The 11,658-nt window shown below is 67.9% G+C and carries 11 protein-coding genes; 9 read left to right on the forward strand and 2 right to left on the reverse strand.

The window, feature by feature from the left end:
- Nucleotides 1-12: 12 nt before the first annotated feature.
- From ACV22W_RS13650 to ACV22W_RS13660, 3 genes are all read left to right on the forward strand, one after another.
- Nucleotides 13-1,128, forward strand: coding sequence for an alkene reductase (locus ACV22W_RS13650; RefSeq protein WP_448019836.1), 1,116 nt, complete (start codon nt 13-15; stop codon nt 1,126-1,128).
- A gap of 20 nt (nt 1,129-1,148) precedes the next feature.
- Nucleotides 1,149-2,153 (forward strand): aldo/keto reductase, encoded by a 1,005-nt coding sequence (locus tag ACV22W_RS13655; protein WP_448019838.1) that lies wholly within the window; start codon nt 1,149-1,151, stop codon nt 2,151-2,153.
- 171 nt (nt 2,154-2,324) lie between these two features.
- Nucleotides 2,325-2,843, forward strand: coding sequence for a DUF3455 domain-containing protein (locus ACV22W_RS13660; RefSeq protein WP_448019840.1), 519 nt, complete (start codon nt 2,325-2,327; stop codon nt 2,841-2,843).
- 141 nt (nt 2,844-2,984) lie between these two features.
- On the opposite strand, the gene ACV22W_RS13665 is transcribed toward ACV22W_RS13660, so the two are convergent.
- A complete protein-coding gene (locus ACV22W_RS13665; RefSeq protein ID WP_448019841.1) occupies nt 2,985-3,650 on the reverse strand; it encodes an O-methyltransferase in 666 nt (221 codons plus the stop codon).
- A 93-nt stretch (nt 3,651-3,743) separates the two neighbouring features.
- Here ACV22W_RS13665 and ACV22W_RS13670 point away from each other — a divergent pair, with 93 nt between their 5' ends.
- From ACV22W_RS13670 to ACV22W_RS13695, 6 genes are all read left to right on the forward strand, one after another.
- Entirely contained in the window at nt 3,744-4,376 is a 633-nt protein-coding gene (locus ACV22W_RS13670) for a TetR family transcriptional regulator (protein WP_448019843.1), read from the forward strand.
- 536 nt (nt 4,377-4,912) lie between these two features.
- Nucleotides 4,913-6,301, forward strand: coding sequence for an NCS2 family permease (locus ACV22W_RS13675; protein ID WP_448019844.1), 1,389 nt, complete (start codon nt 4,913-4,915; stop codon nt 6,299-6,301).
- 237 nt (nt 6,302-6,538) lie between these two features.
- Nucleotides 6,539-7,132, forward strand: a complete 594-nt coding sequence (locus tag ACV22W_RS13680; RefSeq protein ID WP_448019846.1) for a hypothetical protein — start codon at nt 6,539-6,541, stop codon at nt 7,130-7,132.
- Nucleotides 7,133-7,367: 235 nt separating this feature from the next.
- On the forward strand, nt 7,368-8,288 hold the full coding sequence (locus tag ACV22W_RS13685; protein ID WP_448019848.1) for a LysR family transcriptional regulator: 921 nt from the start codon (nt 7,368-7,370) through the stop codon (nt 8,286-8,288).
- 225 nt (nt 8,289-8,513) lie between these two features.
- The gene (locus tag ACV22W_RS13690; RefSeq protein WP_059528597.1) at nt 8,514-9,296 is read left to right on the forward strand and encodes an ABC transporter substrate-binding protein; all 783 of its coding nucleotides are present in this window, start codon (nt 8,514-8,516) and stop codon (nt 9,294-9,296) included.
- 258 nt (nt 9,297-9,554) lie between these two features.
- A complete protein-coding gene (locus ACV22W_RS13695; protein WP_448019849.1) occupies nt 9,555-10,670 on the forward strand; it encodes a succinylglutamate desuccinylase/aspartoacylase family protein in 1,116 nt (371 codons plus the stop codon).
- A 132-nt stretch (nt 10,671-10,802) separates the two neighbouring features.
- Here the strand turns inward: ACV22W_RS13695 and ACV22W_RS13700 are convergent, their stop codons facing one another.
- Nucleotides 10,803-11,609, reverse strand: coding sequence for a MetQ/NlpA family ABC transporter substrate-binding protein (locus ACV22W_RS13700; protein ID WP_448019850.1), 807 nt, complete (start codon nt 11,607-11,609; stop codon nt 10,803-10,805).
- Nucleotides 11,610-11,658: the final 49 nt, after the last annotated feature.

An 11,658-nucleotide genomic window follows, 5' to 3' on the forward strand; every position in this document is an offset into this window, starting at 1 on the left:
CAGGAATCCATCATGACCCAGGACCCGCTTTTCCAACCGTTGCAATTCGGTTCGCTGACACTGCCGAACCGCATCGTGATGCCGCCGATGACGCGTTCGCGCGCCAGCCGGCCCGGCGACGAAGCCAACGAACTGATGGCCGCGTATTACGCGCAGCGCGCGAGCGCGGGCCTGATCGTCAGCGAAGGCACCTACATCGCGCCGCTCGGCAAGGGCTACGCATGGACGCCCGGCATCCACACGCCGTCGCAGGTCGCCGGCTGGCGCAAGGTGACGGACGCCGTCCACGCCGCGCACGGCCGCATCTTCGCCCAGCTCTGGCACGTCGGCCGGCTGAGCCACACGAGCCTGCTCGGCGGCCGGCAACCCGTGTCGTCGTCGCCGCTCCAGGCGAAGGGCGTGAACGTGTTCGTCGCCGGTGAAGACGGCAGCACGCCGGGCTTCGTGCAGGCCTCCGAGCCGCGCGCGTTGTCCGTCGACGAAATCCGCGAGATCGTCGATCAATATCGCGCCGCCGCGCGCAACGCGATCGAAGCCGGCTTCGACGGCGTCGAGCTGCACGGCGCGAACGGCTATCTCGTGAACCAGTTCATCGACTCGAACGCGAACACGCGCACCGACGCGTACGGCGGCTCGCTCGAAAACCGGCTGCGCTTCCTGCGCGAAGTCGCGCAGGCGCTGATCGAAGGCACCGGCGACGCGTCGCGCGTCGGCATCCGCCTCGCGCCGCTGACCACGCTGAACGGCTGCGTCGACGACGAACCCGAGACGACCTACCTCGCCGCCGCGAAGCTGCTCGGCGAACTCGGCGTCGGCTACCTGCACATCGCGGAAGCCGACTGGGACGACGCGCCGCTGATGCCGGTCGAATTCAAGCAGCAGCTGCGTGCCGCGTATCCGGGCGTGCTGATCTACGCCGGCGCGTACACCGCCGAGCGCGCGCGCGAAGCGATCGCCGCCGGCTGGGCCGACCTCGTCGCCTTCGGCCGCCCGTTCGTCGCGAACCCCGACCTGCCCGAGCGCCTGCGTACCGGCGCCGCGCTCACGCCGCACGACCGCAACACGCTGTTCGGCGGCGGCGCACGCGGCCTGACCGACTATCCGACGCTCGCGCAGGCCGCGGCCTGAGCGATCGACAGGAGTCCGACATGAGAATCACGTCCCCTTCCCGCGTGGGTTTCGGCACCGCGCCGCTGGGCAACATGTATCGGGACATCCCGAACGAAGAAGCGCTGGCGACCGTCGACGCGGCCTGGGAAAGCGGTATCCGCTACTTCGACGCGGCGCCGCTGTACGGCGCCGGCCTCGCCGAGCTGCGCCTCGGTGAAGCGCTCGCCGGCCGCCCGCGCGACGAATATTCGCTCGGCACGAAGGTCGGCCGCCTCGTGCTCGACGAGCACGAGGATGCGTCGCAGCGCGATCTCGGCGAGAAGGGCGGGCTGTTCCGCCATGGGCTGCCGAACAAGGTCGTCTACGACTACACGGAAGACGGCACGCTGCGCTCGATCGAGGCGAGCCTCGCGCGGCTGCGCACCGACCGCCTCGATACCGTGTGGATCCACGATCCGGCGATCGACTTCCACGGCGAGCGCTGGCTCGAAGTGTTCGACATCGCGATGTCGGGTGCGGCCAAGGCACTCACGCGGCTGCGCGACGAGAAGGTCATCAAGGGCTGGGGCCTCGGCGTGAACCGGATCGAGCCGTGCGAGCTCGCGCTCGAGCGCTCGGACCCGGACGGCTTCCTGCTCGCCGGCCGCTACACGCTGCTCGACCATGCGGGCGCGCTCGAACGGCTGATGCCGGAAAGCGCGGCGCGCGGCCTCGGCATCATCGTCGGCGGCCCGTACAACTCCGGCGTGCTCGCGGGCGGCACGCACTTCGAATATCAGCCGGCCACGCAGGAGATGCTCGACCGCGTCGCGCGCATCCGGCAGATCAGCGAGCAATTCGGCGTCGACGTCCGCGCAGTGGCGCTGCAGTTCTCGCTCGCGCACCCGGCCGTCGCGGCCGTGATCCCCGGCGCGAGCCGGCCCGATCGCATCGACGAGAACCTGCGGCTCGCGGCGGCGCCGATTCCGGCCGCGCTGTGGGACGCGCTGAGGGCCGAGCACCTGATCGCGGAACACGCTCCGACGCCGGCCGGCGCGGCCTGAGCCGCTTCCGCGCGAGCGCCGCGACGAGCGGTCGCGCACATCCCTTCCCTTGCGATCGCGGCGACTATCGCCGCGATTGCCATTTCCGAATTGCAGCCTGCGCAATCGCCGCCTAACGTTTACACGATCGACTCCGCACGACCGTCACCCGAACTGAAAGGACGCCCCGCCATGCCAAGCCGCTTTCCGACACGCGACATGCTGTGGGCCCTCGCGGCCGGCCTTTCGTTCGCGGCCTGCACCTTGCCGGCCTACGCCGACGATGCAACCGGTCTCGTGCCGCCCCAGCCGGCGTCGCCCGTGCTGTCGACGACCGCGACCGGCGTGCAGATCTACACATGCGAATACGACGCCGGACACCGGCTCGCATGGGCATTCCAGCGCCCGGAGGCGATGCTGTTCGACGCCACCGGCGCGCTCGTCGTCCGGCACGGCGCGGGGCCGTCGTGGGAAACGCTCGACGGCAGCCGCATCACCGGCAAGAAGCTCGCGGAAGCGCCCGGCGCGCGCCCGGGCAGCATTCCGCAGCTCCTGCTCGCCGCGACGCCGGCCGCAACCGGCACGCTCGCCGGCGTGCGCTTCGTACAGCGGCTCGATACCGTGGGCGGCACACCGCCGGAGGCGACGTGTGCGACCGAGCATGCGATCGGCCGCTTTCCGTATTTCGCGCGATACGTGTTCCTGAAGTAACGCGCGGCAGCATCCCGAAGCGCGGACGCCGCCGTCAGGGTGCTCACAGCCACGTCAGTTTGATCAGTTATCCTGCATTTACCGCTCGGATACCCGGCGTATGCATCGTCATCGATCCGGTCACGACATGATGCGCGCGCGTCAGCGCGTCCGCATCGACAGCTCGACGTCGCCGCCGAACGGGACCGACAGATAGCCGTTTTCCGGCGCGCGCACGTAAGCGAGGTAGTCGGGGCTGTATTCCGCGTTGTCGGCAACGACGAACGCACCGGGCCGCAACCGCGGCTCGACCCGCGCGAGGATCTCCGGATACAGCGCCTTGGCGCCGTCGAGCAGCAACAGATCGACAGTGTCCGGCAGATCGCTCGCCAGCGTGTGCAACGCATCGCCTTCACGGATCTCCACCAGATCGGCCAGCCCGGCCGCCGCCAGGTTCGCGCGCGCCCGCGCAACCTTCGACGCCTCGAACTCGCTCGTGATCAACCGGCCGCCGCCGTTGTCGCGCAGCGCGGCCGCGAGGTGCAGCGTCGAGATGCCGAACGACGTCCCGAACTCCACGATCGAGCGTGCGCCGCAGCCGCGCGCGAGCATGTACAGCAGCGTGCCCGTCTCGCGCGACACCGCGAGCGGATAGTCCTTCAGGCGTGCATAGAAATCGGTGTAACCGGTCTTGCTGCGCATCAGCCGCGCGTGCTCGTCGTGCGACAGGTCGGCGAAGTCCGGGCTCGACGCGGGCGACGACGCATCGGCTTCGTCGAACAGGCGCGCGAGCAGCGACGCCAGCGGGTCATGAATCAAAGTGGTCATGCGAATCTCCGGTGTCAGGTTGAGTGCGTCAGGGCACCCGACTAGAATATGACGAACTATTCATGTTTTACTATTCGCATTGGCAAATCCGTCATGACCGACCGCCGCAACGCCCCGATCGCCTCGCGCAGACTGCCTCGGCAGGCCCGCTCGACCCAGCTCGTCGATGCCGTGCTGCAGGCCGCTATTCAGGTTCTGGCGACCGAAGGCGCGCAGCGCTTCACGATGGCGCGCGTCGCCGAGCGCGCCGGTGTGAGCGTCGGCTCGCTGTATCAGTACTTCCCGAACAAGGCGGCCGTGCTGTTCCGGCTGCAGTACGACGAGTGGCGACAGACGTCCGGGATGCTGCGCGGGATGCTGGAAGATCGGCACAAGACACCGCCCGAGCGGCTGCGCACGGCTGTCCATGCGTTCATCCGCTCGGAATGCGACGAAGCGCGGATGCGCATCGCGCTCGACGACGCCGCGCCGCTTTATCGCGATACACCGGAGGCGCAGGAAGCGAAGGGCGCCGGCAACCGGATCTTCAGCGCGCTCATGCTCGACGCGCTGCCCGACGTGCCGGATGCCACGCGCGCGCTCGCGTGCGAGCTGATCACGAGCACGCTCACGAGTTCCGGCAAGGCGTTTTCGGAAACCGAACGCACGCCGGCGGAAATCGACGCTTACTCGGCCGCGATGGCCGACATGTTTTGCGCGTATCTCGCGCAGCTCGCGAGCGGCTGATGCAACGGCGGCAACGACGCACGCCAGCGCAGCACGCGCGCGCCCCCGGTATCATCCGGACTCACGTTGCGCAGGGCGGCGCGGCGCGTCACGCGCGGCCGCATTCACGCACCCGCGCGGCCTCGATGAAAGACATTCGTAATGCCCGATGCATCACCCGCTGCCGCCCTGCCCGCCGATCCGGCATTCAAATAATCGCCTTAACGGATTCGAACTAGGCGTATACACGCGTTCCGCGACGACGAAGCCCCGTTGCACGCCGATATAAGCGCTGCGACATGCGCTGCATGCTCTTCCCCCAATGGGACGTGATGGGCCGTTCGCCTAACCTTCGCTACGGCAAAGCACACGTGACGGAATCGACCACGCCACGCGTCGTACGACGCGGCACACGCGCGCCCTTCGACGCGCGGACGACGACACGAAGCACGCGTGATGCGTCCCCACGACGCCGCCGATAATTTCAACCAGATACGAGACACCCTGACGACGGCCTGCCACAGGCCGTTTCAGCATGCTGATAAAGGAGCAAGCTCATGAGTGATACCCCGGTGCAGCCGACGGTCGGCGTCGGCGCGGAAGAAACGGACTTCGGCACCAAGGGAGTCATCGACCGGTACTTCGGCATTTCGTCGCGCGGCAGCACGCAGCGTCGCGAAATCGTCGCGGGCGTGACCACTTTCCTCGCGATGGTCTATTCCGTGTTCGTCGTGCCCGGCATGTTCGGCAAGGCCGGCTTCGACACGAGCGCGGTATTCGTCGCGGTCTGCCTCACCACCGCCTTCGGTTCGCTGCTGATGGGCCTGTGGGCGAAGCTGCCGATCGCGATCGGCTGCGCAATCTCGCTGACGGCGTTTACCGCGTTCGGCCTCGTGCTCGGCAAGGGCCTGCATCCGACAGTCGCGCTCGGCGCCGTGTTCCTGATGGGCCTCGTGTTCACGGGCATCTCGGTCACCGGCGTGCGTTCGTGGATCCTGCGCAACCTGCCCGCGGGTGTCGCGCACGGCACCGGGATCGGCATCGGCCTGTTCCTGCTGCTGATCGCGTCGAACGACGTCGGCCTCGTGATCAAGAATCCGGGGGCCGGCCTGCCGGTCTCGCTCGGCCAGATCACCGCGTTCCCGGTCATCATGTCCGTCGTCGGCCTGGCCGCGATCTTCGGGCTCGAGAAGCGTCGCGTGCCCGGCGGCATCCTGCTCGTCGTGGTCGCGATCTCGCTGATCGGCCTCGTGTTCGATCCGGCCGTGAAGTATCGCGGCATCTTCGCGCTGCCGTCGCTGAGCGCACCGGGCCACGCATCGCTGATCGGCGCGATGGACATCAAGGGCGCGCTGTCGATGGCCGTGCTGCCAAGCGTGCTCGCGCTCGTGATGACCGCCGTGTTCGACGCGACCGGCACGATCCGCGCGGTCGCGGGCCAGGCGGGCCAGCTCGACGAAAACGGCCGCATCATCAACGGCGGCCGCGCGCTGACCGCCGATTCGGTCAGCTCGATCTTCTCCGGCTTCCTCGGCGGTGCGCCGGCCGCGGCCTACATCGAGTCGAGCGTCGGCGTGGCCGCCGGTGCGAAGACCGGCCTCGCGGCCGCGGTGGTCGGCGTGCTGTTCCTGGTCGTGATGTTCTTCTCGCCGCTCGCGGGCCTCGTGCCGTCGTACGCAACGGCCCCGGCGCTGATGTACGTCGGCCTGCTGATGCTCGGCAGCGTGAGCAAGCTGCACATGGACGACATGGTCGATGCGATGTCGGGCCTCGTGTGCGCGGTGTTCATCGTGCTGACCGCGAACATCGTGACCGGCATCATGCTCGGCTTCTCGACGCTCGTAATCGGCCGCATCGCCAGCGGCGAATTCCGCAAGCTCAACGTGGGCACCGTGCTCATCGCGGCCGTGCTCGTCACCTTCTACCTCGGCGGCTGGGCGATCTGACCGCGCATCATGCGCGACGTCGCCGGCAGAAGGACGGCGCGCATCGGGACGACATCGTCTCCTCCACCATCGTCGTCGATGGCCTCGCGGTCCGGAAACGCATGTTTCCGGGCCTTTTTTGTCGGTGCGGCCGGCGTTGCGGCGCGCTGTCCGGGCGGGATGGAAGGCGACGAGCGGCGTGTCGCACCGCGAGTCCGCACGCGGTGCTACGATCGCATTTTGTCCTCCGGAACGACCATGAATCCGTTCGGCATCGTCTCTGAATCAGGCACGCGGACAGCGGCGCACAAGCCGCCGTTCATTCCGTCGTTCGGCTTCGTCGAAGTTCATGAATCGCACCCGATCGACGCGCCGCCATCGCGCATCATCGACGCCGTGGCCGCGCTCGACATGCGCGCCGATCCGGTCATCGACGCGCTGCTTGCCGTGCGCGAATCGCCGGCGGCCATCGCGCGTGCGCTGGGCAACCGCCCCGCCGAGGCCGCACGCGAGCGCTTCGGCTTCGATACGTTCACGCTGCTGCATCGCGACGACACGTCGCTGTCGCTGGGGCTCATCGGACGCTTCTGGCGCCCGACGCCCGACGTGCGGACGATCGACGACGCCGCGGCCTTCGTCCGGCACGACGATCCGCGCGACGCGAAGCTCGTGCTGCGGTTCGAGGTCGTCGGACTGTCGTCCGGCACGCGCCTGCTGCGCACCGAAACCTTCGTGCACTGTCCGAGCACGCGCACGCGCCTGCTGTTTCTGCCGTACTGGCTCGCGATCCGGCTCGCGAGCGGCTGGATCCGCCGCCGCACGCTCGCGGCCGTCGAACTGGCGCTTGCCTGACACACCGGGCCGCCACGGTATCTTCACGCGGTGCGTCGTCGCGGCGCATCTCGACGTCTTCACGGACCGCACGCACCGTCATCTGCAATCCTGATCGCTTCGCCGTCGGTCGCGGCGCAAGAATGCCGTGCCGCGCCCCGCGGTTTTTGATCCGCCCGGCGTTCGCCGTCGCGGCGCGCTACCCTATCGATCTTCGCGCCGGCGCCCCGGCCCGCCGCCAGATCCGGACCGATCGATGACCCGCATCCGAAACCACCTGAACATCGCGCAGCTCCAGGCGTTCGTCTCGGCCGCGCATCACAAGAGCCTGCGCGCCGCCGCGCGCGAACTCGGCGTCACGCAGCCCGCGATCACGCACACGATCCGCGAACTCGAGACAGCGCTGAACGCGGAACTGCTCGCGCGCAGCGTGCGCGGCGTCGAGCTGACCGCGTGCGGCCACGCGCTGCTGCCGCGCGCCGAGCAGTTGCTCGGCGACATGCGCCGCACCGTCGAGGCCGTCGAGCAGGTGAAAGGGGAAATGTCCGGACGTGTCGCGGTTGGCACGATGCCGTCGATCGCGCTGACCGCGCTGCCGCACGCGGTCACCGCCTTCCGCCGGTCGATGCCGAACGTGAGCCTGCATCTGGAGGAGGTGACGGTGCCGGACGCGCTCGCGCAATTGCGCAACGGCACGCTCGACATCGCTGCGATGCACCATGTGCCCGCGCTCGACCGCGATCTCACGCAGGTGCCGCTGCTGTCGACCGAATTCACCGTCGTGATGCGCGAAGGCCACCCGCTCGCGCACGCGCGCCGGTTAGAGGAATTGCTCGACGCCGAATGGATCGTCACGGTCGGGGCCGAGCAATTCCCGCACAGCGTGATGGTCGGGATGTTCGAGGCGCGCGGGCTGCCGCTGCCGAAGCGCCTGCTGCGCTCGCCGATGTCGTTCGCGGTGACGCTCGGGCTCGTCGCGCGCTCCGACGTGATCGGCTGCTTCACGCGCCCGCTGGCCGCGATGGTGGCGCCGCTCGGGATTCGCACGGCCGATCTCGACGAAAGCATGCCGCGCTTCGACCTGTCGATCATCGCGCGCCGCGACCTGCTGCCGACGCCGGCCGTGTCGCAATTCGTCACCTGTCTGCAGCGCGCGGTCAACGAAACGCTCGGTTGAATCGTTCCTTCGTCTGAAACGGTCGCGCGCAGCATGCGCGGCCGTCGGGTCCGGTATCGGGGCATGTCCTAGGCGCCCTGCCGGTATTTTGTCTTGATAATCTTGCGCACGTCGCGCGCCCGCATCGGGCAGCGAAACGGACAGTCCGACGCGAAGCCGCGCCGGACCGAAGGCTTACGGCGCGGCACAACCGCGCACCCATCGAACAAAACGAGGAGTCACCGAGTGAAAAAGATTCTTGCGGCTGTGACCGTAGCCCTGCTCGCCGTATCGGCCGGCACTGCATACGCGAAGGACTGGACGACCGTGCGCTTCGGCGTCGACGCAAGCTACCCGCCTTTCGAATCGAAAGGCGCCGACGGCAAGGTGGTCGGCTTCGACGTCGACCTCGGCAACGAAATCTGCCGCCGCATGAACGCGAAGTGCGTGTGGATCGAAAACGACTTCGACGGGATGATCCCGGCGCTGAAGGCACGCAAGTTCGACGGCGTCCTGTCGTCGATGTCGATGACGCCGGCGCGCCAGGAACAGATCGCGTTCTCGTCGAAGCTGTTCAACACGCCGACGCGCCTCGTCGCGAAGAAGGGTGCCGGCCTGATGCCGACGGCCGAATCGCTGAAGGGCAAGTCGGTCGGTGTCGAGCAGGGCACGATCCAGGAAACCTACGCGAAGACGTACTGGGCCCCGAAGGGCGTGAACGTCGTGCCTTACCAGAACCAGGACCAGGTCTACGCGGACCTGATCTCCGGCCGTCTGGACGGCGCGCTGCAGGACGCGGTGCAGGCTGAAATCGGCTTCCTGAAGACGCCGCGCGGCGCGAGCTTCGATTTCGCCGGCAAGGACATCGACGATCCGAAGACGCTCGGCAATGGCGCCGGTATCGGCCTGCGCAAGGAAGACACCGACCTGAAGGCGAAGATCGACGGCGCGATCGCCGGCATGCGCAAGGACGGCACGTACGACAAGATCGCGAAGAAGTACTTCGATTTCGACGTGTACGGCAAGTAACACCGCGCAACGCGCGCTTCGCATCCGCGCAGACGGGCTCCGCAAGGAGCCCGTTTTTTTTGCCCGCGCGCGCCGAAAGACCGCGAGGCACGCATGAACGAAGGGCCGCGGCGACGTTATTTTTTACGCAGCAACCCGATGATTCGTAAAGGAAATCGACTTGCCGCGTACGCGGTTTGATAGGTTCGCGGAAGGCAACGTACAATCGATCTTCCACGCATACCGGATCACTCGCGGCTGCGCCGCCCTCCCCTCACCATGCAAACGCAGACCCATCCGCTGATTTCCCCCGCCGTCGGCACCGAACGCCAGATCACGAGCTTCCACTACGGCCCGCGCGGCGGGAAGAAGGTCTACATCCAGTCGTCGCTGCACGCGGACGAACTGCCCGGCATGCTGGTCGCCACGCTGCTGCGCCGCAAGATCGCCGCGCTCGAGACGGCCGGCAAGCTGCGCGGCGAGGTGGTCATCGTCCCCGTGCCGAACCCGATCGGCCTGTCGCAGCACGTGTTCGGCGATCACCTCGGCCGCTTCGAACTCGGCTCGATGCAGAACTTCAACCGCAATTTCCACGATCTCGCGGCGCTCGTGATGCCGCGCATCGAAGGCCGCCTGACGAACGACGCGCAGCGCAACGTCGCCGCGGTACGCGCCGCGATGCGCGAGGCGCTCGACGAACAGAAGCCGCGCACCGAGCTCGAATCGCAGCGCCTCGCGCTGCAGAAACTGTCGTTCGATGCCGACATCGTGCTCGACCTGCATTGCGACAACGACGCGGTGATGCACCTGTATACGAACCCGGACCTGTGGGAAGACGTCGAGCCGCTGTCGCGCTATCTGGACGCACAGGCGTCGCTGCTCGCGCTGAATTCGGTCGGTAATCCGTTCGACGAGATCCACAGCTTCTGCTGGTCCGATCTGCGCAGCCGGTTCGGCGATCGCTTCCCGATCCCCAACGGCGCGATTTCCGTCACCGTCGAACTGCGCAGCGAGCGCGACGTGTCGTACGAGCTCGCGGAGAAGGATTCGCAAGCGATCGTCGAATACCTGACCGAGCGCGGCGTCATCGACGGCACGCCGGCGCCGCTGCCGCCGCTCGCGCATCCGGCCACGCCGCTCGCGGGCACCGATCCGCTCGTCGCGCCGGTGTCGGGCGTGATCGTGTTCCGCACGCCGGTCGGCGCGTGGATCGAGGCCGGTCAGGAGGTGGCCGATATCGTCGATCCGCTGACCGATCGCGTGATCACGCTGAAGAGCAGCGTGTCGGGCGTGCTGTACGCGCGCCAGGTCGTGCGCTTCGCGACCGCCGGGATGGAAGTCGCGCGGATCGCCGGCGCGACGCCGATCCGCACCGGGTCGCTGCTGTCGGCCTGAGCCCCCGGGCCGCCCGAGCGGCCGGCCCGTGTGCCGCATCGCGGCGCGCCAACGAAATCGCCCGCTTGCGCGGGCGATTTCCTTTTCGGTCCGGCGCGTTGCCCGGCGATGCGGCCGGGCATCGGCCGACGTTCAGAACGCCGGCACGATCGCACCGCCGAACTTCCGGTCGATGAACTTGCGCACGTCGTCCGATTCATAGGCCGCGACGAGTTTCTTCACCCACGGCTTGTCCTTGTCCTGCGCGCGCACCGCGATCAGGTTCGCGTACGGCCCGCGCAGATCCTCGATCGCGATCGCGTCCTTCACCGGCGTGAGCCCGGCCTTCACCGCGTAGTCGGTGTTGATCGACGCGGCGTCGAGGTCGGGCAGCGCGCGCGGCAATTGCGCGGCGTCGAGCTCGACGATCCTGATCCTCTTCGGATTCTCGGCGACATCGAGCGGCGTCGCGTTCACGCCGTTCGTGCCGGCGCCCGCCTTCAGCTTGATCACCCCGTATTTCTGCAGCAGCAGCAGCGCGCGGTTGCCGTTCGACGGATCGTTCTGGATCCCGACTTTCGCACCGGTCGGCAGGTCCTTCAGCGACTTGAGCTTCTGCGAATAGAAGCCCATCGGCGCCGTGTAGGTCAGCCCGACGTTGACGATCCGGTAGCCGCGCTGCTTGATCTGGCTGTCGAGAAACGGCTGGTGCTGGAAACCGTTCGCATCGAGGTCGCCGGCGTCGAGCGCCGCGTTCGGCTGCACGTAGTCGTTGAATTCGATGACCTTGATCGTGAGGCCTTCGCGTGCGGCGACTTTCGTCACCTCGGTCCAGATCTGCGCGTCGGGGCCGCTCATCGTGCCGATCTTCAGCGTCCGGGAGTCGGCGTGCGCGCCGGGCGCGGCAAAGGCCAGCGCCGCGGCAAGCGCGCCGAGGCCGGTCAGGATCGAACGTCGCATGGTGTCCTCTTGTCCCGTGTCGTTGTTGAAGCGCGCATCGTGGCACGGG

This window comes from Burkholderia sp. AW49-1 (assembly GCF_053427845.1).